Source organism: Arthrobacter sp. D2-10 (genome assembly GCF_054161285.1).
On record NZ_CP096431.1, the window covers coordinates 1,756,784 to 1,779,210 of the forward strand.

The following is a 22,427-nucleotide window of genomic DNA, read 5'->3' on the forward strand; positions in this document are numbered from 1 at the left end:
TTTCCGCAGGCACCCGGAACTTCAGGCACCACAAGCTATCCCGCGTCCACCACTTCAGGGCGTACACTGAACCTCGAAACGCAGGTCGTGTGCGGTACTGATGGGAGAAATCCATGGTGAACGCGGGACACGCTTTTAAGGGAACACGTATTGGCTCCGGCTCCAGTACACAGGCTTCCGGCCGCCACCTCGACGCCGAGCGGAGGCAGAGCGCCGCTGAGCGTACGGTTGTGAGCTACTGGTGTCTGGATGGCCATGAGACGAGACCGACCTTCGCCAAATTGAGCGATGCCGAAATCCCCGAAGTATGGGAGTGCGGTCGCTGTGGCAGGCCTGCCGGACGCTCACCGGGAGTAGAGCTCAATATCGACGGTGATGAGCCGTTCAAGAGCCATCTGCAGTACGTGAAAGAGCGTCGCACTGAAGCTGAAGCAGCCCGAGTGCTGGAGGAAGCGCTGGCGCAGGTGCGCCAGCGCCACTCCGTTTAGTCGGCGTCAGACTCGCCGTTGTTTATCAAACGTCCGGGCAGCTGGCTGGCGGCCTCCTGGTCTATCAGCCAGAGCGTCTTCCGCCGTCCCCGGGCACCCGCGGCCGGCACCTGCACGTGACCCGCGCCGGCGAGTGCAAGTCCGACAGCGCCGGCCTTGTCCTTGCCTGCGACCGCGAGCCAAACCTCTTCCGCTGAATTGATGGCCTCCAGTGTGAGGCTGATGCGTTCAGGCGGAGGCTTCGGAGCGTTGCTCACGCCGATCACAGTCTGGCCCCTGGTGCGAATTCCTGCCATTTCCGGGAACAGGGAAGCGACATGGGCGTCGGGACCGACGCCGAGCAGGAGAATGTCGAACTGGGGCAGCCGGGGGTCTCTCAACTCGATGCCCTGCGCCGCTTCCTTCTCTGCCGCTTCCTGCAAGGCCGAGGCATAGGCTGCAGCGGCGTCATCCTGGCTGCTGTAGGCGTCAGCCGTCCCGAACTCGTGCACGCGATCTTCGGAGACACCAATCTGGTCAAGAAGCGCGGCACGTGCCTGGACAGCGTTGCGATCCTCATGCCCTGCGGGCAGGAACCGTTCATCGCCCCACCAGAAGTCGACCGCCGACCAGTCAACCGCTGACCGCGCCGGCGACTCCGCCACTGCGCGCAGTGCCCCAATGCCAAGCGTTCCGCCCGTGAGGACTACCGTCGCCGTCCCTCGTTCGTTCTGCACATCCACGAGGCGCGTGACCAGGCGTGCCGCGACGGACGCCGCAAGCAGCCCGGCGTCAGGATGGATACTGACTTTGGGTTCAGTGGTCACTGGTACGTACGCTCCTCAAGTTGGTCCGTGCCAGGCCCTCGGTAATCACTTCCCCGAAAACATCATCGGGGTCGAGGCGCCGCAACTCTTCCGCGAGACAGTCTTGCAGGCTGCGCCGTGGTAGGGAAATTTTCTGCACGGGCTGGTCGGGCTGATGCAGCTCCGCCACAGACCGTCGCGGTCGGTCGAGCTCGACGTCGCCCGCCGGACGCGACAGGCGCACCCGGTGCAGGCCGGTCCCCGGCTCGCCGGCCACAATCGACACCGGCGTATCAAGGGAGAGCGTCAGCCAGGCTGCCAGCAGCACGGTACTGGGGGAGTCCGACGCGCCTTCCACCGTCACCGAGGTGATGGGCGATCCGTCCAGCTGCTCAAGAACCGCTGCGAGCTGGATCCGCCAGTTGGTCAACCTGGTCCACGCGAGATCCGTGTCGCCGGCTTCGTATGTACGCCGGATGTTGAACAGCGCAGCCGTAGGGTCCGGTTCGTTCGCCGAATCGGTGATGCGTCGGTGGGCGATGCTGCCGATCGACGTCCGAGCGGCCGCATCGGGAATGCCGCGCGGCCACCACGCGACGATCGGGGCATCGGGAAGCAGGAGCGCGGAAACCAGCGATTCGCTTTCCCCGGCGAGCTCACCATAGCCGCGCAGAACGATGACCTCGGAAGCACCCGCGTCGCCTCCTACACGAATCTGCGCATCAAGCCGCGTCTCCTCGGCGTCTCCGCCTTCCGCGAGCACAATGATGCGGCACGGATGTTCACGACTGGCTTCGTTCGCAGCGAGGATCGCCTCCTCTTCATGCCCTGAACGGGTGATGACCACGAGCGTGAGTACCCGACCAAGGGCTACCACTCCGCCCTTGTCCCGCATGGTCATGATTTCCTTGGAAACCTTGGACGTCGTTGTATCGGGAAGATCGACGATCATGGCCGCCTCCACGTCCTTCCGTCGCGCGCGAGCAATTCATCAGCGGAGTCCGGTCCCCAGCTGCCGGGGATGTACTTCTCAGGAGCTGACGAGAGGGTGGCCCAGTAATCCTCGAACGGGTCAAGGATCTTCCAGGACAACTCCACCTCCTGATGACGCGGGAACAGAGGGGGTTCCCCCAGCAGGACGTCGAGAATCAGGCGTTCGTAGGCTTCTGGGCTGGACTCCGTGAACGAGTGGCCGTACCCGAAGTCCATGGTCACGTCCCGCACTTCCATCTGCGTCCCGGGAACCTTGGATCCGAAACGGATCGTGGCGCCCTCATCGGGCTGGACACGGATGACCACTGCATTCTGGCCGAAATCATCCTCGCCGTGGTCGCGGAAAAGGAGGTTCGGTGCACGCTTGAAGACGACGGCGATTTCTGTCACGCGGCGGCCCAGCCGCTTGCCGGCGCGCAGGTAGAACGGCACACCGCTCCAGCGCCTGGTGTTGATGTCGAGCCTGATGGCGGCGTAGGTTTCCGTCATGGAATCTTCGGGGATTCCGTCTTCGTCCAGGAAGCCGTTGACCAGTTCCCCGCCCTGCCAGCCGCCGTCGTACTGTCCGCGTGCGGAGTGGGTGGACAGATCCTCAGGAAGTTTCACCGCCGCAAGGACCTTCTCCTTCTCGGCACGAAGGTCCTCAGCGTTGAAGGAAATGGGTTCTTCCATGGCCGTGAGGGCCAGCAGCTGCAGCAGGTGGTTCTGGATGACGTCGCGGGCCGCGCCCACGCCGTCGTAATAGCCGGCCCTGCCGCCGATGCCGATGTCTTCTGCCATGGTGATCTGGACGTGGTCAACATAGTTGGCGTTCCAGAGCGGCTCAAAAAGCTGGTTGGCGAACCGTAGCGCAAGGATGTTCTGAACCGTTTCCTTGCCCAGGTAGTGATCGATGCGGAAGACGGCGTCGGGCGGGAACACCTGCTCGACTATGGCGTTCAGTTCGCGTGCGGACTCAAGGTTGTGCCCGAAGGGCTTCTCGATCACCACTCGGCGCCATTTGCCTTCTTCGGGCTGTGCGAGACCGTGCTCCGAAAGCTTCTGGCACACGAGTTCGAATGCCTTGGGAGGGATGGAAAGGTAGAAGGCGTGGTTGCCGCGGGTTCCGCGCGTGGAATCAAGCTCCTCCACGGTCTTCTTCAGCTCAACGAAGGCGTCGTCGTCGTCGAAGTTGCCCTGGACGAACCGGACGCCCGCAGAGAGCTGCTCCCAGACCGACTCATCGAACGGTGTGCGGGCATACTGCTTCACCGAGGACAGCACTTCCTGTGCGAAGTCCTCATCGCTCCATTCCCTGCGGCCGAAGCCGACCAGGGCGAAGCTCGGGGGCAGCAGACCGCGGTTCGCGAGATCGTAAACCGCCGGCATCAGCTTCTTGCGGGCCAGATCTCCCGTTACACCGAACAGGACCAGGGAAGCGGGACCGGCGATTCGGCTGAGCCGTCGGTCCCGTGGGTCGCGCAGTGGGTTCCTGGATTTGGCGCTGTTGTCAGGCATCTACCCGTTTCCGTTTTCAACTGATCGACCGGACAAGTGCTCGACGACGTCGCGAAGCTGCTTGAGGCCCGCAGCCCGGTCCGCCAGGTGCAGTCTGAGGACCGGTCGCCCGGCATCCTCCAGAACCTGCGCGTCTCCCGCTGCCTGAGCAGCTATCAGCTCCCCGAAGGTGAACGGCCGCTCAGGGATCCCCAGGTCTTCGGTTGTGGCTCCTGTGACCTGGAGGAACGTGCCCACCGCCGTACCGCCCTTATGGAACTGACCCGTCGAATGGAGGAAGCGGGGCCCCCAGCCGAACGTCACCGGGCGCCCGGTAGCCCGCGACAGCGCAGGCCTCACCTCTGCGAGGGGTGCCTCCGCAATGCGGTCGAGGTACGCGTGTACCGCGAGGTACCCATTCGGCTCAAGCGTTCCGAAAAGCGCCTCAAGTGCTTCACCGACGGTGGTCGCCGATCCCAGAAGGGCTGCGCTTCCGCGAACCTCAACAGCACCGTCCACGAAGTTCGGCGCCGAGGCCTCCGGCTGGGCATCAAGCAGCCCGCGGGCGGCCTGCTTGGCCGCCTCGACGTCCGGCTGGTCAAACGGGTTGATGCCGAGGAGCCTGCCTGCAACGGCGGTTGCGAATTCCCACACCAGCAGCTGACTGCCAAGCGTCCCCCCGACGGCTATGGCATCCCCGGACGGCTCTGTGCTCCACTCGGGCGAAACGAGATGGACAGCCAGGACGTCCGTGGCGCCGGATGAGAGTTCCGGAGCGTCCTGCTCGACAACCACGGGAAGGACGCCGGTACCCAGCTTGCCGGTGGATTCGGCGATGAGCTGTTCCACCCAATCGCCTAAACCGACGATTCCGGATCCCTCATCGACAAAGACGATCTTGTCGCGCAGCGGCAGTGTGCCGCCAAGCACGGCGCCGAGGCGCAGTCCGACGTTCCCGGCGTCGTCGTCGGCCAGGAACTCGGAGATCGACTCCGCGTCATCCAGCAGCGTCGCGATATCCGCGCCGGCCAGCCCCGAGGGCACGAGCCCGAACGCCGTGAGCGCAGAGTACCGGCCGCCCACGTTCGGATCCGCGTTGAAGACTGCACGGTAACCTGCTGCACGGGCGGACTCGTCGAGGGGCGAGCCGGGGTCCGTGACGATGATGACCCTGCTCTTGGCGTCGACCCCGGCGTCGGCGAAAGCCTGCTCGAACGCGCGGCGCTGGGAGTCCGTCTCCACGGTGGAGCCCGACTTCGAGGACACCACGATCGCTGTGCTTTCGATCCGGTCAGCCAAGGCTGCACGGACCTGCGCCGGGTCTGTCGAGTCAAGTACGGTCAGTTCCACTCCCGCTGATCGCGTGATGACCTCAGGGGCGAGGGAAGATCCACCCATCCCGCAGAGGACGATATGGTTCACCCCCTCGTCCGAAAGGTCGCGCTGCAGCTGCTCGATTTCGGGCAGCAGAGCGCGCGATGCGTCAATGAGATCGACCCAGCCCAGCCGCACGGATGCCTCGGACGTGGACTCCGGACCCCACAGGGTGGCGTCCTTGGCCATTATGCGGGAGGCAACCTGCTCCTCCACGAGTTCCGGTATGGCTCGCTCGATCGCTTCAGCGGCGGCCCCGGATGCGTTGACAAAGAGGGTGGCCATGGTGCTTCAGCCCTTTGCGGAATCGAGCGCCGTGGTAACCGTCTCGAGCAGTTCGCCCCAGCTCGCGACGAACTTGTCCAGGCCTTCCTCCTCGAGGAGGTGAACGACCTCCTTATAGGAAATGCCGATTGTCTCCAGGCGATCCAGGATCTCGTTTGACTCGGCGTACGTTCCCGTCACCGTGTCACCGGTGATCTCCCCGTGGTCAGCCGTAGCTTCGAGTGTCTTCTCCGGCATGGTGTTGACTACGCCCTGCGCAACGAGGCCCGTGACGTAGAGGGTGTCCGGGTAAGCCGGATCCTTCACCCCGGTGGACGCCCAGAGCGGACGCTGCGGGTGGGCACCAGCCGATGCGAGCACCTTCCAGCGCTCGGAGCTGAAGGCTTCCTCATAGACTTCGTAGGCCAGACGCGCATTGGCCAAACCTGCCTTGCCGCGGAGCGCGGAGGCCTCGTCGGTGCCCAGCGCATCGAGTCGCTTGTCGATTTCAGCATCGACACGCGAGACGAAGAACGACGCAACCGAGTGGATGGTGGCCAGATCATGCCCATTATCCTTCGCCTGCTCGAGGCCGAGCATGAAGGCGTTGATGACCTCGCGGTAACGCTCCAGGGAGAAGATCAGGGTCACGTTGACGCTGATACCGGCAGCCAGAGTTGCCGTGATCGCCTCGAGGCCCTCGGCCGTGGCCGGGATTTTGATGTGCACGTTGGAGCGGCCGACGGCGTCGAAGAGGTGGCGGGCCTCTGTGATGGTACCGGCAGTGTCGCGGGCGAGCCGGGGGTCGACCTCAATGGACACTCGGCCGTCGACACCGTTGGTCTTCTCCGCCACCGGGGCGAAGATGTCACAGGCCTGCGCAACGTCGGTGGTGGTGATCTCGAAGACCGCGGTATCGACATCCGCGCCGTTCGCAGCAAGCTGCTTGACCTGTGCCGAGTACGACTCGCCGTTCTTCAACGCAGCGGCAAAGATGCTCGGGTTGGTGGTGACGCCGACGACGTCGCGCTCGGTGATGAGTGCTTTCAGGGTTCCGGTGGTGATCCGCTCACGGGAGAGGTCATCCAGCCAGATGGATACGCCGGCTTGCGAGAGGGCGGCGGTAGGGGTGGGAGTCATGGTTTCTCCTTGATCCAGGGTGGAATGTGCTGTTCGGTGAGGGATTGCTAGAGGCGGTCGCCGGTAGCTGAGGCTGAGGCGCCGGCAGCGGCGGCCGTTCCCTCGGGAGCGTTACGCGTTCCCGAGGCAGCGATCGATTCGCGGGCAGCCTCGACCACGGCTTCGGTGGTGATGCCGAACTCGCGGAAGAGGGTTTTGTAGTCAGCCGACGCACCGAAGTGCTCCAGCGATATTGACTTTCCGGCGTCACCTACGAGTTCGCGCCAGCCCTGCGCAATACCGGCTTCGACGGAAACGCGCGCCCGGATGGTGGAGGGCAGGACTGATTCCCGGTAGGACTCATCCTGCTTGTTGAACCACTCAAGGCAGGGGAGGGACACAACGCGCGCAGCGATGCCGTCCTTTTGCAGGACAGCCCGTGCTTCAACGGCCAACTGAACCTCGGACCCGGTGGCGATCAGGATGACGTCAGGGTCGCCGTTCGGCGCTTCGGCGAGCACGTATGCGCCCTTCGCAACACCCTCGGCGGACGCGAACGTGTCGCCGCTGGCGGCCCCTTCACCGCGTTCCCAAGTGGGGATGTTCTGGCGGGTGAGAACGATGCCTGCGGGATTGGAGGTGTTCTCCAGGATGGTGCGCCACGCGATCGCAACTTCGTTGGCGTCACCCGGCCGGACAACATCCAGACCGGGAATGGCCCGCAGCGAGGCGAGCTGTTCGACCGGCTGGTGGGTCGGGCCGTCTTCGCCCAAGCCGATGGAGTCGTGGGTCCACACGTAGATCGCCGGAACTCCCATGAGCGCGCCGAGCCTGATGGCGGGTCGCTGGTAGTCACTGAAGATGAGGAAAGTGCCGGAGAACGCGCGGGTGCTGCTGTGCATCACGATGCCGTTCACGATGGCGGCCGCGGCGTGCTCGCGGATGCCGAAGTGGAGGACGCGGCCGTACGGGTTCCCCGACCAGGCATCAGTCTGCTTGCTCGCGGGAACGAAGGACGGAGAGCCTTCGATCGTGGTGTTGTTCGACTCGGCGAGGTCCGCTGATCCGCCCCACAGCTCGGGCAGTACCGGGCCGATGGCGTTGAGCACCTTGCCGGACGCTGCGCGGGTCGACACATCCTTGCCGGCTTCGAACTCAGGAAGGCTCGATTCCCAGCCTTCGGGAAGCTCGCGTGCCGAAATGCGGTCGAGCAGTGCTGAGCTGTCCGGGTTGGCGGCCTTCCAGGCGTCGAACGTCTCTTCCCAGCTCTTGCGGGCGTCCTGACCGCGATCCACGACCTTCCGCGCGTGGGCGAGTACCTCGTCGTCGATCTGGAAGTCCTTCTGCGGGTCCATTCCCAGAGCGGACTTGAGTGCGGCAACTTCATCCTTGCCGAGGGCGGAACCGTGGATCTTTCCGGTGTTCTGCTTGTTCGGGGCGGGCCAACCGATGATGGTGCGCAGCGAGATGATGGAGGGCCGTGTGGTTTCAGCCTTCGCAGCGGTCAGGGCGTTGTAGAGCTCTGCGACATCTTCGACATATTCGCCGGTCTTGGTCCAGTCCACCCGCTGCGTGTGCCAGCCGTAGGCCGCGTACCGGCCAAGGACGTCTTCGGTGAAGGCGATGTCGGTGTCATCTTCGATCGAGATGTGGTTCTCGTCGTAAATCACCACGAGGTTACCGAGTTCCTGGTGGCCGGCAAGGGAGCTCGCCTCGGAGGTAACGCCTTCCTGCAGGTCGCCGTCGGAAGCGATCACCCAGATGGTGTGGTCGAACGGACTCTCGCCCTGCGGTGCTTCCGGATCCAGCAGCCCGCGCATGCGGCGCTGAGCATAGGCGAACCCCACGGAGGATGCGAGGCCCTGTCCCAGGGGACCGGTGGTGATTTCGACGCCCGCGGTGTGGCGGTATTCCGGGTGGCCCGGTGTCTGGGAGCCCCAGGTGCGCAGCGCCTTCAGGTCATCAAGCTCCAGACCGTATCCGGAGAGGAAGAGCTGAATGTAGAGGGTGAGCGAAGTGTGGCCGGGGGAAAGCACGAAACGGTCGCGGCCGGTCCACTCCGGGTCGGTCGGATCATGACGCATGAACTTCTGGAACAGAAGGTAGGCCGCCGGGGCGAGGCTCATCGCCGTTCCCGGGTGTCCGTTGCCGACCTTCTCCACGGCATCGGCAGCGAGTACGCGAATTGCGTCTACTGCGCGCTCATCCAGTTCATTCCAGTCGAGTTCCTGATTTTCCAGCTGTGGCACGTTCACCGGGCCCCTCTCTTTACGTCACGGCCAGCGCCGCGGCGCCGAGTGGGACTGCGCCACGGACGCGAAAGTCCCGCGGCCAGCCGGCCGTTCACCGTTGAAATCTTGAATACTGCTGCGATTCGACCAAACCCGATACGACGCACGTCGTGGTAGTACTGACAAGTTCCAAAGGGCGTTCCCTGCGGTATCTGTTCGTGTATCCCGGCGTGCGGAAGTGATCCAGGCGATATATGTCACCTTAGCGCTTTCGTGTCCGGATATGCGCGGAACGGACTTTTGTGAAGGGTCACACAAGGACACGAACGACGGCAACGCGTACCCGCCGCATCCATCCGGTCGTTTTCTACGAACTGTAAAAAAGACACAACGACCGGGTATGATGACGGAGGACTTTAACCTCACAAAGAGAAGCAGAGCATCCCTCCGTGAATTTCCACCAGGCGGCAGTTGCGCCCAGCGTGCATCAGGCAGGCGGCGGCGTATCCCGCAAGCTCCGGGCGTATTTGGCACTCACCAAACCCCGGGTCATTGAACTGCTGCTGGTGACAACTCTGCCCACCATGATCTTTGCCCAGGGCGGGTTCCCGTCGCTCGGCCTCGTGCTCGCCACCATGGTCGGCGGAGCGTTCGCCGCAGGCAGCGCGGGCGCTTTCAACTGTTATCTCGACCGGGACATCGACAAGGTCATGAACCGCACGGTCAACCGTCCGCTGGTTACCGGCGAGGTGACACCGCGGGAAGCTTTGATCTTCGCCTGGGCGCTCGGCGTGGCCGCTGTGGCCATCCTATGGTTGGGAGCCAATCCCCTGGCGGCGTGGCTGGGAGTCGCCGCCATCTTCTTCTACGTGGTCATCTACACGCTCATCCTGAAGCGGCGGACCGCGCAGAATATCGTGTGGGGTGGTGCCGCGGGCTGCATGCCTGTGCTCATCGCGTGGGCTGCGGTAACGGAAACGGTGGAATGGCCCGCCGTCGTACTGTTCCTCGTCATTTTCCTGTGGACTCCGCCCCATTACTGGCCCCTGTCCATGAAATACAGCGATGACTACAACGCCGCGAATGTTCCCATGCTGGGCGCTATCGCGGGAGCGGGGATCGTCTCGGTGCAGGTGGTCCTTTATGCGTGGGCCACGGTGGTCTGTTCGCTCCTGCTCATTCCGGTTGGCGGTGCCGGCTGGGTCTATACCGTTGCAGCGCTGGTCGGCGGCGGATGGTTCATTCTCGAGTCGCACAAGCTGCACTCCGCCGCCCGTGCAGGGACAGTGACCGGCAAAGGGGCAATGAAGGTCTTCCACGGATCAATCAGCTACCTCACGGTGCTGTTCCTGGCCCTGGCGATCGACCCGTTCGTCGGTGCCTCCGTCTTCGCTTCCTGAGGCGGCCCCATCCTCCGCCTAGGATGGTGGGATGGTCTTCACCGGAGTCGTTGCGTACCCACTGACACCCTTCGACGCTGACGGTGCGGTGAACTCAGCGGAGCTTGCCTTGCTCGTTGACCGTCTCGCACAATCCGGGGTCGACTCGATTGCTGTCCTCGGATCTTCGGGCAGCTTCGCGTATCTCGATGCCGAGGAGCGCAAGCAGGTTCTGGCGAACGCAATTGAAGCGGCTGCGGGCCGGATGCCCGTTGCGGCAGGAATCAGCGCAGTCGCCACCCGCGAAGTCGTCGCCGGTGCGCGCGCCGCCGAACAGCTGGGAGCTGATGGGGTGGTGATTTCACCGGTGTCCTACCTGCCGCTGACCGACGACGAACTCGTGGCACTGGTGGAAGAGGCGGCGTCCGCGACCACGCTGCCCATCTGCCTCTACAACAACCCGTCCACCACGCAGTTCTCCATCGACGTCGAACTGGTAGCCCGGCTGGCGCACGTACCCACGCTCGTAGCGTTCAAGGACACGGCTGCCACGCCCGCCGAGTTCGCCCAGCGCTCGGCGCGGCTGCGCGGATCCCTGGATCGGCCACTGAGCCATGGCGTCAGCGGGGACTCACTCATTGCGACCGGCGAGGTGGCGGCGGATGCCTGGCATACCGGCCTGGCCGCGTTGCTGCCGGCAAGTTATCTTGCCTTTCGAACTGCTGTCCTCCAGGGCGACTCCGCCCGCATCGCCGCCGAGCGTTCCCGCCTTGTCCCAGTGGTTCAGGCAGTCCAGCGTCTTCGGAAGCTCAGCGGTCTCCATGCCCTGGGCAGGGCGTGCGGAGTGGATGCCGGCGATCCTCGCCGACCACTGCTTCCGATTGCCGGCAGCGAGCAGCGGGATCTCGCTCGGCTGGCGGAGGCGTTCGACGACGTCGAGGACGGCGTTCTGCGCTGACCCTCAGCTGACCTGGGATAGCTCGTCAACCGTGCGGCGCGTATAGCCGACATAGACAGCGTGGGCCATTGCTGCGGTCAGCAGTGAAGCACCGAGCATGTGCAGCGCGACCAGTGCGACCGGCAGGTGAAGGAAGTGCTGCAGGTAGCCGATCCCACCCTGTGCGAACACGACGACGGCAAGGAGAACCAGCGCGGCTTTCAGCCGAGGGGCGACCCGGAGCCGGTATGCGGCCACCACCAGGACGAGCACGGTCAGGACCAGCAGGTACACCGGCGCTGCGTGGATACGGGTCATCAGGTCGGGGTTGAGGTTGTTGCGGGCCGCACCGGCGTCGCCCGCGTGAGGTCCGGAGCCCGTGACAACGACGCCGAGCAGCACCGCGACGGCCACCAGCACCGCGGCTGCGCCGAGGAGCTGCCGGAGCAAGGGAGTGGCGCGGGGTGGGTTATCGGCAGCAGTCTCTGCGCTGGAAAGCCTGCTCCGGTTCACCAGTACTGTGGCCACGGCAATCAGGACCATGGAGATGACGAAGTGCCAGCCGACGACCCAGGGATTGAGCTGGGTCAGAACCGTAATCCCGCCGACAACCGCCTGGGCAGGGATGCCCGCCAGAAGCAGGACAGCGGGAATAAAGAGGTCGCGACGGGTCTTGCGCATGTTCCAAAGGGAAACGAGCATGGCGATCGCGATGGCGGTCAGGACGAACGTGAGCAGGCGGTTACCGAACTCGATCACTCCGTGGATACCCATCTCGGCCGTAGTGACCATGGAATCCGCTGTGCATCGCGGCCACTCGGGGCAGCCAAGTCCGGAGGCGGTCAACCGAACCGCACCACCGGTGACGACAATGAGGATCTGGGAGATGAGCGAGGCTAGCGCCAGTATGCGCACGATCGGCGTGACCGTTCTTGGCAGACGGTCGGTTACGCGAGCGGGGGAGAGCTGAGTCATGTTCCTAACTCCATTTGAACCAGCGGACGGCGGCCAATCCCACGACGACAGCCCATCCGCTGAGCAGTGCGAAGGACAGGAAATCAAACGTGCCGGATGTCAGTGCAGCCCGAAGGCCGTCGCCGAGGGCAGCGGACGGCAGAATTGCAACGATGGGCTCGATGGCATCCGGCAGGGCACTGCGGGGGATGATCGTGCCTCCTACGGCAGCAAGCAGGATCCAGGCCAGGTTCGTTACGGCCAGGGTTGCCTCAGGCCGGAGGGTGCCCGCTATCAGCAGCCCGAGCGCAGTGAAGGCCCCGATTCCCGGGATCAGCATCAGAAGCGCCGGGAGAACTCCGGTAAGGGGCGGTTCCCAACCGAGCAGTACCGCCGTCGCGCAGATGACCACTAGCTGAAGGGCGAGCACAGCGCCGACGGCGAGAATCTTGCCGAGGATCAGTCCGCTGCGGCCCAGCGGCGTGGTGGAAAGGAAGCGAAGCACGCCGTACCGGCGGTCGAATCCCGTGGCGATTCCCTGCCCGGTGAAGGCCGTAGACAGGACACACAGCGCAATCACTCCGGGAGTTCCGGTCCCAAGCCGGGGCACGCCCAGGACATCGAAGAACGGCGTTACGGCGATCGCCGCGAGGGCGAGCAGCGGCAGCACAATGGCAAGAACAAGCTGCTCGCCGTTGCGGAGCATGGCAACAGTCTCATATTTTCCGTGCTGCAGTACGCGCACCGTCAGCGGGGATGCGCTCATCGGATGCTCCGTCCTGAGATGTCCAAGAATACGTCTTCGAGTGAGCGGGAGGTCAGGGAGATAGAGGAAGGGAGGATGCCCTCCTCGGCCCACCAGGCTGCCAGCACCGCGAGGTCCTTCGGCGTCAGTGCGCCGCTGACCTGGTACTGGCCCGGTGCGCATTCGATGACCTCGAGGTGCGGAAGGCGGGCAGTGGGCAGCGGCAGGCGGGCCGAGGCTTCGAACTTCAGCTCGCGGGCGGCATCTGAGGCGTGAGCGGTCAACTCGGCGACCGTTCCCTGCCGGACGGTCTGGCCCTGGTCGATGATGTACACGTAGTCGGCGAGTCTCTGCGCGTCATCGAGGAGGTGGGTTGTCAGGATGATCGCGAGACCTTCCGTGCGGAGCTCGTTGATCAGCTCGAACACTATGTTGCGGGACTGCGGGTCGAGGCCGGCGCTCGGCTCGTCCAGAAACAGCACTTCGGGGTTTCCGACGAGCGCGCATGCGAGGGCGAGCCGTTGTTTCTGGCCGCCTGAAAGGCGCCGCACGGTGGTGCGCGCAAAGGAGTGGAGACCGAGCCTGGTGGCCAGGTCGTCAACATCCCGAGGCGAGGAATACATGCCGGCGATGTGGCGCAGCAAGGGCAGGGGCCGGACAGCGGGGGGTAGGCCGCCTTCCTGGAGCATGATCCCCACCCGGCTGCGCAGGTCGGCACCGGCACGCCAGGGGTCCTCGCCCAGCAGGCGGACGGTTCCTCCGCTGGCCTTCTGCAGGCCCTGAGCGCATTCGAGGCTGGTCGTCTTACCTGCTCCGTTGGCCCCGAGCAACGCGGTGACGCGGCCTTTGTCAGCGCGCAGGCTGACGCCGTCGAGCACCCGGATCATCTTGCCGTCGAGGGATGGGACCGGGCCGAAGTCCTTGACAAGTCCGCTCACTTCGACGGCGGGGGAGGAGGGAGGCACCGCATAATTCTACGCCACGTAGTAACTGGGTGGACTCCTTTCCGTGGGTAGCCTCGCCTTACTGGAAGCGGGTGAGGATCTGGAATAGATTAGGACACGCTTATGTTGTCTTAATTGGTCGGGTGCCGCCCGGCTCTTTCCCGGCGAACCCTAAGGAGGCCTCGCGATGTCACATTCAGTGGTGTCCGGGCAGGCCAGGGCAGCCGCCGCTATCAGTGGGACCGACGACGCCGATTCGCGGCGCTCCGTCGACGAGCGCACCAGGGACAAGGTACTTTCCGCGGTGCTGGAGCACGGGCCGGTCAGCGCTGCAGAGCTGGGCGACCGGCTGGGCTACACCCCGGCAGCCGTCCGGCGGCACCTGGACGCCCTGTCCCGCGACGGCCTCATCGAAGTCAAGGTGATCGGCAATCCCTCACCGGGCGCCGGCCGGCCGGCGCGGCGATACGTGCTGAGCCAGCGCGGTCAGACGAGGCTCGGCAATGATTATCTGCATATTGCGCAAGCCGCTTTGGGTCAGTTGCGGGAAGCGGCAGGGCCCGACGCCGTTCGCCAGTTTGCAGCCAGCCGGTTCGCCGACATGGAGCAGCGGTATCGACCCGTTGTGGAATCAGCAGGCGACCGCATTGAAGACAAGGCAGCTGCGCTGGCAGAATCCCTGAGCCAGGACGGGTTCGTGGGCTCCACCCGGGAGATCGGACGTAACGCGCCGAATGCCGCCATGTTGAGCGTGCAGCTCTGCCAGGGGCACTGTCCGATCCAGGAACTAGCGTCCGCTTTTCCGGAATTCTGCGAGCAGGAGACGGAAGTGTTTGCCCGCCTCCTCGGCGTGGACGTCCGGAGGCTATCGACCCTGGCAAGTGGCGGACATGTCTGCACCACCCACATACCTATTGGCCGGATAGCGCGCGCCGGTCTTTCCGGCAGCCCGCCACCGGGTGCCGTTGAACCGGCGCCTCACCCATTCTCAACAAACGTCTCCAACCATCAGCAAGGAAGGCCGTGATGACGGATCAGACAGATCAGAAGGCATTGGTTCCCGACGCCGTGCCGGCAGGAGTGATCAGCGACATCCTCGAGAGGAACCCGGAGCTTCACGGCATCGGCAACTACGAGTACGGCTGGGCCGACAAGAACGACGTCGGTGCCAACGCCAAGCGCGGTCTTAATGAAGAGGTCGTTCGCGACATCTCCGCCAAGAAGAACGAGCCCGAGTGGATGCTCGACATGCGGCTCAAGGGCCTGAAGTACTTCGACCGTAAGCCCATGCCCGCATGGGGTGCGGACCTGTCGGGGATTGATTTCGACAACATCAAGTACTTCGTGCGCTCCACCGAGAAGCAGGCCACCAGCTGGGAAGAGCTGCCCGAGGACATCAAGAACACCTACGAGAAGCTTGGTATCCCCGAGGCTGAGCGTAACCGCCTTGTTGCGGGCGTCGCTGCCCAGTACGAGTCCGAGGTTGTCTACCACCAGATCAACGAGGAACTCGAGCGTCAGGGTGTCATCTTCATGGACACCGACACAGCGCTGCGCGAGCACCCCGAATTCTTCGAGGAGTACTTCGGTTCGGTCATTCCTGTGGGCGACAACAAGTTCGGCTCGCTGAACACCGCTGTATGGTCCGGCGGCTCCTTCGTCTACGTTCCCCCGGGTGTGCATGTGGAGATCCCGCTGCAGGCATATTTCCGGATCAATACCGAGAACATGGGCCAGTTCGAGCGGACGCTCATCATCGCCGACGAGGGCTCCTACGTTCACTACATCGAGGGCTGCACAGCGCCGATTTACACGTCGGACTCGCTGCACTCCGCCGTAGTAGAGATCATCGTGAAGAAGAACGCCCGCGTTCGCTACACCACCATCCAGAACTGGTCCAACAACGTCTACAACCTCGTCACCAAGCGCGCCATCGCGCACGAGGGCGCCACCATGGAGTGGATCGACGGAAACATCGGCTCGAAGGTCACCATGAAGTACCCGGCCGTCTACCTGGTAGGCGAGCATGCCAAGGGTGAGACTCTCTCGATCGCCTTCGCAGGCGAGGGCCAGCACCAGGACACCGGGTCGAAGATGGTGCACATTGCGCCGAACACCAAGTCCTCGATCATTTCCAAGTCGGTTGCACGCGGCGGCGGACGCGCAGCCTACCGCGGCCTCGTCCAGGTCCGGGAGGGTGCCTCGCACTCCGCTAACACGGTGCGCTGTGACGCGCTGCTCGTTGACACCATTTCCCGGTCTGACACGTATCCGTACGTGGACATCCGCGAAGATGACGTCACCATGGGCCACGAAGCCACCGTCTCCCGCGTCAGCGAGGAGCAGTTGTTCTACCTCATGTCCCGCGGCATGCCCGAGGATGAGGCGATGGCGATGATCGTTCGCGGATTCATCGAGCCCATTGCGCGTGAACTCCCCATGGAGTACGCCCTCGAACTGAACCGCTTGATCGAACTCCAGATGGAAGGAGCCGTAGGCTAATGGCCGAAACCTCACAGTTGAGCCCTGACTTGTCCGAAAGCCTGAGCGATGAGAAGGCCCGGGTCGGGGCCCCGTCAAGCGCCGAGAAGATTGCCATCGACGGCTTCACCGAGGAGGGCGAGAACCTTTCTCCGCTGAACACCGGCACCGAACAGCACGGCGCGCGCCGCCATAGCCACGGCGACGAGCCAGTCGTGCCCGAGGCGTCACGCGGAGAGCGGCTGAAGTCCTACCGCCTGGCCGATTTCGCTCCATTGACCGGCCGCGAGGAGGACTGGCGGTTCACGCCGCTCAAGCGCCTGCGCGGGCTGGACTCCGCCCCGCTGACCGGTGAGGGTCCCTCGGTCACCGTCACCGGAGCTTCGAACATTCAGGTTGAGACCGTCAGCCGGGACGACGCACGGTTCGGCTCGGCAGCTGTTCCTGAGGACCGGGTCTCCGCCGCCGCCTGGGAAGCCGTCACGACCGCAACAGTGGTCACCATTCCCGAGGAGACCGTTGCTGACTGCGAGGTAACCGTGAGCGTGCGCGGAAGCGACAACGCCCCGGCTGCCCAGCACCTGATCATCGACGCTCGCCGGTTCTCGCGCGCCGTGGTCGTCCTCGACCACCACGGCAGCACCGTCCTTGCCCAGAACGTCGAGATCGTCGTGGGCGACGGCGCTGAGCTCACTGTGGTGAGCGTGCAGGAATGGGACGACGACGCCGTTCACGTCTCCTCGCAGCAGGCGAAGGTGGGCCGTGACGCACGTTTCAAGCACGTTGTGGTCAGCCTCGGCGGCGACCTGGTGCGCCTGACGCCGTCGTCGTTCTTCACCGCTCCCGGCTCCGAGGTCGAGATGTACGGTCTGTACTTCGCCGATGCCGGACAGCACCTTGAGCAGCGACTGCTGGTGGACCACGCCGTACCGAACTGCAAGTCCCGCGTCACGTACAAGGGCGCGCTGCAGGGCAAGGACGCACACACCGTCTGGGTGGGCGACGTCCTGATCCGGAAGGAAGCAGAAGGAACGGACACCTACGAGGTCAACCGCAACCTGGTGCTGACCGATGGTGCGCGGTCCGATTCCGTGCCAAACCTCGAGATCGAAACAGGCCTGATCGAGGGTGCCGGCCACGCAAGCGCCACCGGCCGTTTCGACGACGAGCACCTGTTCTACCTGATGGCCCGAGGCATCGATGAAAAAACCGCACGCCGCCTGGTGGTGCGGGGATTCCTCAATGAGGTCATTCAGCAGATCAAGGTCCCCGTCCTGGAAGAGCGTCTCACGGAAGCCGTGGAACGCGAGCTGGCTGCAGGGAACTACTGATGACAGAATCACCGTCGAACGGATCATCGCCGAAGGGCGAGCTGGTCTGCAACGTGAACGACATCGAGGTGAAGCAGGCTCTGCGGATCCTGATCGACGACTACCCGGTGGCCATCGTGAAGGACTCCGACGGCGGTATCCACGCCATTGGGGATACCTGTTCACATGCCGATATTTCCCTGTCCGAAGGGGATGTTGAAGGCTGCAGGATCGAATGCTGGGGACACGGTTCCCAGTTCGACCTGCGTACCGGTATGCCGCTTCAGCTGCCGGCCTACGAACCTGTGCCTGTGTTCGCCCTGGAGATCCACGGTGAAGAGGTCTACGTGGACGTCACTACCGTGATCAACTCGGCCCCCGTCCCAGACCGCGGCTGAACCAGCACACAGCTAACACTTCCGAATATTTGAGCAACCCTGCGCATGCAGGATGCAAAGGAGAAATTCCAGATGTCCACCCTTGAGATCAAGGATCTGCACGTCAGCATCGAGACGGAACAGGGCACCAAGCCCATCCTCAAAGGCGTCAGCCTGACCATCAACACCGGTGAGACCCACGCCATCATGGGCCCGAACGGCTCCGGCAAGTCCACCCTCGCCTCCACGATCGCGGGCCACCCGCGGTACACCGTGGACAGCGGCTCCATCACCCTCGACGGTGAAAACGTCCTCGAGATGAGCGTGGACGAGCGCGCCCGCGCCGGTCTCTTCCTCGCGATGCAGTACCCCGTCGAGGTTCCGGGCGTCACCATGACGAACTTCCTGCGCACCGCCAAGACTGCGCTCGACGGTGAGGCTCCGAGCCTCCGCCACTGGACCAAGGACGTCAAGGAAGCAATGACGCAGCTGCGCATCGACGCAGACTTCGCCCAGCGCAACGTCAACGAGGGCTTCTCCGGCGGCGAGAAGAAGCGCGTGGAGATCCTTCAGCTTGAACTGTTCAAGCCGAAGTTCGCGATCCTGGACGAGACCGACTCCGGCCTTGACGTCGACGCGCTGAAGGTTGTCTCGGAGGGCGTCAACCGTGAGCACAGCAAGGGCAAGATGGGCACGCTGCTCATCACCCACTACACGCGTATCCTTCGTTACATCAAGCCGGACTTCGTACACGTCTTCGTTGACGGACGCATCGCCGAGGAGGGTGGCCCGGAGCTCGCCGACCGCCTTGAGGAAGAAGGCTACGACCGCTTCCTCGTTCCCGGTACCGCAACCGCCGGCGCCTGACCACCGCATTCCGAGAGAGAAAGGCTCCTCCACATGAGCGATGTGAATGCAGCACAGACGTCCCTTGAGGATGTTGAAGAGTCGCTGAAGGACGTCATCGACCCGGAGCTCGGTGTGAACATCGTCGACCTGGGCCTCCTGTACGGCCTGAAGTATGCCGACGACGGCGCTCTCCTGATTGACATGACCCTCACCACCGCCGCATGCCCTCTCACCGATGTGATCGAGGAGCAGGTCGGACAGGCGCTGGATGGAACAGTCGACGACTGGAGGCTGAACTGGGTCTGGATGCCGCCGTGGGGCCCGGAGCGCATCACCGAGGACGGACGCGACCAGATGCGCGCCCTCGGCTTCAACATCTAGCGGGTCTCTTACGACCGTTCTGCCCGGAAGGGGGCGGCAGCGCACTGTGCGCTGCCGCCCTTTCTCCATTGGGTCGGATCCTGTGCTCGTGTCAGACGGTGCGGTTCGCGTGCACCTTCCGGAAGGTTTGAGCAAGGCCGGCGGAGAACAGGACGAACCTGACCTCCCGGACGCCGCCGTCGTAATCTGCGACGGCTGTGAACGCTGCCCCGGCCACCTCTTCCGGATCCCAGCCGAAGATGCCAGCGCTGATCGCCGGGAAAGCGATGGAGCGGGCCTCGAGTTCGTCCGCTACGTCAAGGCTGCGGCGGAAACAGGATTCCAGCAAAGCCGGGTCGGTCTGACCGGCATGGCGGTTTGGCCCGACGGTATGGATGATCCAGCGCGCCGGGAGCCTGAAGCCGGGGGTCGCTACTGCGTGACCGACCGGCAGTCCGTCAGGAAGCGAATCCCGGCGGAGAGCACGGCAGGCCTCCAGTAGGTCCGGGCCGGCTGCGGCATGAATGGCGCCGTCAACCCCGCCGCCCCCGAGCAGGGCTGAATTCGCCGCATTCACGACGGCGTCAACAGTCTGGGTGGTGATGTCGCCCTGGACGATCCGGATCTCCGCCGTCATAGGACAAGAGGGGTTTCATTGTGGCTGAAACGCAGCGCCGCCGAAGTGCTGGACATGGGCACCAATGTACTAACGTTTTGCGTACCTCCAGAAGAGGAAGTTCGTTCGCTTATGCCCTTCATCAATCGTCTGCTCCACTTCGCTGCGAGCGAACCCCTGCGCGCCGCCGTCGTTGTTGGTGACCGTAGATTGAGTCACGGCGAGCTTGCTATGCGTGCAGCCCGCCTCCGGCTGCCGGCGGGGAACCTCATTGGCGTCGACATTGCCGATCCGCTCGAGTTTACTGTCGCATTCACCGCCCTCGTCGGGCGGGGCAGGTGCGCCGCCGTTCTCGACCCGGCCTGGCCCGATGCGCTTCGCGTCAGGGTCCTCGATGAACTGAGGCCGGCAGCGATCCTCACCGGCGGAGCGGAGCACAGGGGCGATGCGCCGCCCCTGGGAGAGGCGCCGGCCGGCGCCCGCTTCTACTGCGGATTCACATCCGGCACGTCCGGCGTCCCGAAAGGATTTGTACGTACCGTGGGCTCGTGGTCGCGGTCCCTGGAACGGAGCGTTGACTGGTTCGGTGTCGCCCCCGGCCTCCGCGTGCTCGCGCCGGGTCCGTTGGCGGCCAGCCTCAGCCTGTACGCTCTGGCGGAGTGCCTCTTCGCCGGTGCGACCTTTCATGCCCCGGCACCCGGGGCGGCATCCGCGAAAGGCCCGCATCTGGCGGAGATCCTGCGCACCGAACGGATCGAGCACCTCGTGGCAGTCCCTTCCGCCTTACGGATCGCACTCGACCGCACGACGGGAACACTGCCGCACCTGCGCACGGTCGTCTCGGGCGGGTCCCGGCTGTCCCCGGCGGAAGCAGCGATCATCGGCCGCGCGGCACCCGCCGCACGGATCTTTGAGTATTACGGGGCATCAGAGCTCAGCATCGTCACCGCCAGACGCGTGGACGGCAACGCCGGGGACAATGTCGGACGCCCCTTTCCGGGCGTGCACCTTCGGATAGAGCGTGACGGCGCCACGCCGGAGAACCGGCCAGGGACGATCTTCGTCCGGACTGACACGGCCATCGAGGGATACCTGTTCGGCGATGACGGTCGCGCGTTCCAGCGGCACGGGGACTGGGTGACAGTCCAGGACCGCGGCTGGATTGACGACGACGGTGCCCTGCATCTGACCGGGCGGAACGGCGACATGGTGGTCGTCGCCGGTATCAATGTCTATCCGGCCGAGGTCGAGGCAGCCCTGACGGAGGCCGGCTACCCGTCCGCCGTCGTGGTCGGTGTTCCGGACGCCGGACGTGGTGCTGTCCTCGCCGCCGTGATCGAGGCGCCCGGAGGTACCGCTATCAACGTGCCGGTGCTGCGGGCCCGGCTGAAACAACTCCTGCCGGTGGGAATGGTCCCGCGGTCACTTTTCCGGACAGCGTCCCTCCCGCTGACTGCAGCGGGGAAACCGGATCGTGCGGCGCTGCAGGCTGCCGTCCTGGCCAAGGAGAGTGAGCTTGAACCCATCGTTTGAGCCGGACTACCGCCGTCGGGCAGCAGTGGTCCTGTGCCGCCGTACTCCGTTCGGGCGGGTGCGGGGTGTGCACGCGGCAATCGAGGCCCACCAGCTGCTCGCCGCCGTCCTTCCTGCGGCCCAGCGTGACGCCGGGCTGGCTGCCGCAGACATTGACGATGTCATCGTCGGTAACGCCACTGGCGGCGGTGGCAATGTCGCGAGGCTGGCCGCCCTGACAGCAGGGCTTCCGAACGCGGTACCCGGCCTCACCGTCGACAGGCAGTGCTCTTCCGGGCTCGACGCTATCGTGCTCGCGTGCCGGCTGGTCGAATCGGGAGCCGGCGACTGGTTCCTCGCCGGGGGAGTGGAGAGCTGCAGTACAGCCCCGCTGCGGGCGCATCGCCTGACGTCCCTGCCGGGCGCTCCGGACATCTATTCCCGCGCTCAGTTTGCGCCGGAGGAACAGGGCGATCCCGACGCCGGCGAAGCGGCCGAGAACGTCGCCGCCGCCTTCGGTGTCGGGCGGGAGCAGCAGGACCGGTACGCGTTGTCCAGCTATGCACGCACAGCCGCAGCGCATGACGCCATGGCCGCGGAGATCGTCCCCGTAGGGGGTTGCGGGGCCGATGAGACGTCACGACGCACGATGTCGGCTGCTCTCATGGCGCGGTTCCCGCCTGCATTCAGGACCGCCGGAAGCGTCACGGCAGGCAATTCGTGTGCCGACGCCGACGGCGCGGTGGTCACCGTCGTCACAACCGTCGATCATGCCCGCGCCGCAGGTTTCGGGACCATCCTTGAATTTCGCGGCTCGGCCGTTTCGGGTGGACCGCCCGCACTGTTCGGGACCGCGGGCGCGTTTGCCGTGCGCAAGCTCCTTGACGGACTGCGGCTCTCTTCGGATGACATCAATACGTGGGAGTACAACGAGGCATTCGCCGCACAGGTCCTCGCATCGGCACTTTTGATCGGCGTTGCACCGGAGAATCTGAATCTTCACGGCGGTGCCCTCGCCTACGGGCACCCCTATGGGGCGTCCGGCGCCATGCTCGTTGCGAATCTCCTCCGCCAGGCGTCCCAGCGCGAGGACGACGGCGGCTGGTCGGTGGCGGCGGTGAGCGCCGCCGGCGGGGTCGGAACAGCGGCCGCTTTCCGGCCTGTGTCTCTACGGTAGGAGAGGTTTCCCGGGGGCGGAAACAGGATCAGAGCAGAAACAGGAGCGCGTACCGC

Annotated in this window: 21 protein-coding genes; 11 read left to right on the plus strand and 10 right to left on the minus strand. The window is 64.6% G+C overall.

What is annotated here, in order from left to right; translation table 11 throughout:
• The first annotated feature begins 113 nt into the window (after positions 1-113).
• Complete coding sequence (locus M1D74_RS08160) at positions 114-488, plus strand: RNA polymerase-binding protein RbpA (protein WP_309071156.1); 375 nt, start codon at positions 114-116, stop codon at positions 486-488.
• Here the strand turns inward: M1D74_RS08160 and pgl are convergent.
• Genes pgl through tkt form a run of 6 tightly spaced genes read right to left on the minus strand, consistent with a single transcriptional unit; the run spans position 485 to position 8,739 of the window.
• Positions 485-1,294, minus strand: coding sequence for a 6-phosphogluconolactonase (gene pgl, locus M1D74_RS08165; RefSeq protein WP_458117089.1), 810 nt, complete (start codon positions 1,292-1,294; stop codon positions 485-487). The genes M1D74_RS08160 and pgl overlap by 4 nt on opposite strands.
• The gene (locus tag M1D74_RS08170) at positions 1,284-2,225 is read right to left on the minus strand and encodes a glucose-6-phosphate dehydrogenase assembly protein OpcA (RefSeq protein WP_309071154.1); all 942 of its coding nucleotides are present in this window, start codon (positions 2,223-2,225) and stop codon (positions 1,284-1,286) included. The genes pgl and M1D74_RS08170 overlap by 11 nt, the downstream gene beginning before the upstream one ends.
• Positions 2,222-3,763 (minus strand): glucose-6-phosphate dehydrogenase, encoded by a 1,542-nt coding sequence (gene zwf, locus M1D74_RS08175; RefSeq protein ID WP_309071153.1) that lies wholly within the window; start codon positions 3,761-3,763, stop codon positions 2,222-2,224. Before zwf ends, M1D74_RS08170 begins: the two co-directional genes overlap by 4 nt.
• Complete coding sequence (locus tag M1D74_RS08180) at positions 3,764-5,401, minus strand: glucose-6-phosphate isomerase (RefSeq protein WP_458117090.1); 1,638 nt, start codon at positions 5,399-5,401, stop codon at positions 3,764-3,766. It lies immediately after the preceding gene.
• 6 nt (positions 5,402-5,407) lie between these two features.
• Complete coding sequence (gene tal / locus M1D74_RS08185) at positions 5,408-6,520, minus strand: transaldolase (RefSeq protein ID WP_309071151.1); 1,113 nt, start codon at positions 6,518-6,520, stop codon at positions 5,408-5,410.
• 47 nt (positions 6,521-6,567) lie between these two features.
• Positions 6,568-8,739 (minus strand): transketolase, encoded by a 2,172-nt coding sequence (gene tkt, locus M1D74_RS08190; RefSeq protein WP_458117164.1) that lies wholly within the window; start codon positions 8,737-8,739, stop codon positions 6,568-6,570.
• Between the two features lie 440 nt (positions 8,740-9,179).
• On the opposite strand from tkt, the gene M1D74_RS08195 reads away from it, so the two are divergent.
• Both M1D74_RS08195 and M1D74_RS08200 read left to right on the plus strand, forming a co-directional pair.
• On the plus strand, positions 9,180-10,130 hold the full coding sequence (locus M1D74_RS08195; protein ID WP_309071150.1) for a heme o synthase: 951 nt from the start codon (positions 9,180-9,182) through the stop codon (positions 10,128-10,130).
• A gap of 31 nt (positions 10,131-10,161) precedes the next feature.
• On the plus strand, positions 10,162-11,067 hold the full coding sequence (locus tag M1D74_RS08200) for a dihydrodipicolinate synthase family protein (RefSeq protein ID WP_458117091.1): 906 nt from the start codon (positions 10,162-10,164) through the stop codon (positions 11,065-11,067).
• Positions 11,068-11,070: 3 nt separating this feature from the next.
• Here M1D74_RS08200 and M1D74_RS08205 read toward each other — a convergent pair whose 3' ends face one another.
• Genes M1D74_RS08205 through M1D74_RS08215 form a run of 3 tightly spaced genes read right to left on the minus strand, consistent with a single transcriptional unit; the run spans position 11,071 to position 13,710 of the window.
• On the minus strand, positions 11,071-12,021 hold the full coding sequence (locus M1D74_RS08205) for a COX15/CtaA family protein (RefSeq protein ID WP_458117092.1): 951 nt from the start codon (positions 12,019-12,021) through the stop codon (positions 11,071-11,073).
• A gap of 4 nt (positions 12,022-12,025) precedes the next feature.
• The gene (locus tag M1D74_RS08210; RefSeq protein WP_458117093.1) at positions 12,026-12,766 is read right to left on the minus strand and encodes an ABC transporter permease; all 741 of its coding nucleotides are present in this window, start codon (positions 12,764-12,766) and stop codon (positions 12,026-12,028) included.
• Complete coding sequence (locus M1D74_RS08215; RefSeq protein WP_458117094.1) at positions 12,763-13,710, minus strand: ABC transporter ATP-binding protein; 948 nt, start codon at positions 13,708-13,710, stop codon at positions 12,763-12,765. Before M1D74_RS08215 ends, M1D74_RS08210 begins: the two co-directional genes overlap by 4 nt.
• A gap of 166 nt (positions 13,711-13,876) precedes the next feature.
• Here M1D74_RS08215 and M1D74_RS08220 point away from each other — a divergent pair, with 166 nt between their 5' ends.
• The 6 genes from M1D74_RS08220 to M1D74_RS08245 all read left to right on the plus strand — a co-directional run bounded on the left by M1D74_RS08220 (position 13,877) and on the right by M1D74_RS08245 (position 19,087).
• Positions 13,877-14,716 (plus strand): helix-turn-helix transcriptional regulator, encoded by an 840-nt coding sequence (locus M1D74_RS08220; RefSeq protein WP_309071145.1) that lies wholly within the window; start codon positions 13,877-13,879, stop codon positions 14,714-14,716.
• Complete coding sequence (gene sufB, locus M1D74_RS08225) at positions 14,716-16,191, plus strand: Fe-S cluster assembly protein SufB (protein WP_309071144.1); 1,476 nt, start codon at positions 14,716-14,718, stop codon at positions 16,189-16,191. Before M1D74_RS08220 ends, sufB begins: the two co-directional genes overlap by 1 nt.
• The gene (gene sufD, locus M1D74_RS08230; RefSeq protein ID WP_309071143.1) at positions 16,191-17,501 is read left to right on the plus strand and encodes a Fe-S cluster assembly protein SufD; all 1,311 of its coding nucleotides are present in this window, start codon (positions 16,191-16,193) and stop codon (positions 17,499-17,501) included. Before sufB ends, sufD begins: the two co-directional genes overlap by 1 nt.
• Positions 17,501-17,878, plus strand: coding sequence for a non-heme iron oxygenase ferredoxin subunit (locus M1D74_RS08235; protein WP_458117095.1), 378 nt, complete (start codon positions 17,501-17,503; stop codon positions 17,876-17,878). Before sufD ends, M1D74_RS08235 begins: the two co-directional genes overlap by 1 nt.
• A gap of 72 nt (positions 17,879-17,950) precedes the next feature.
• Positions 17,951-18,724, plus strand: a complete 774-nt coding sequence (sufC, locus tag M1D74_RS08240) for a Fe-S cluster assembly ATPase SufC (protein ID WP_309071141.1) — start codon at positions 17,951-17,953, stop codon at positions 18,722-18,724.
• Between the two features lie 33 nt (positions 18,725-18,757).
• Positions 18,758-19,087 (plus strand): metal-sulfur cluster assembly factor, encoded by a 330-nt coding sequence (locus M1D74_RS08245; RefSeq protein ID WP_309071140.1) that lies wholly within the window; start codon positions 18,758-18,760, stop codon positions 19,085-19,087.
• Positions 19,088-19,178: 91 nt separating this feature from the next.
• Here M1D74_RS08245 and M1D74_RS08250 read toward each other — a convergent pair whose 3' ends face one another.
• Positions 19,179-19,703 (minus strand): O-acetyl-ADP-ribose deacetylase, encoded by a 525-nt coding sequence (locus M1D74_RS08250; RefSeq protein ID WP_458117096.1) that lies wholly within the window; start codon positions 19,701-19,703, stop codon positions 19,179-19,181.
• Between the two features lie 111 nt (positions 19,704-19,814).
• Here M1D74_RS08250 and M1D74_RS08255 point away from each other — a divergent pair, with 111 nt between their 5' ends.
• Both M1D74_RS08255 and M1D74_RS08260 read left to right on the plus strand, forming a co-directional pair.
• The gene (locus M1D74_RS08255; protein ID WP_458117097.1) at positions 19,815-21,215 is read left to right on the plus strand and encodes an AMP-binding protein; all 1,401 of its coding nucleotides are present in this window, start codon (positions 19,815-19,817) and stop codon (positions 21,213-21,215) included.
• Positions 21,199-22,371, plus strand: a complete 1,173-nt coding sequence (locus M1D74_RS08260) for a thiolase family protein (protein ID WP_458117098.1) — start codon at positions 21,199-21,201, stop codon at positions 22,369-22,371. Before M1D74_RS08255 ends, M1D74_RS08260 begins: the two co-directional genes overlap by 17 nt.
• The last annotated feature ends 56 nt before the right edge of the window (positions 22,372-22,427 follow it).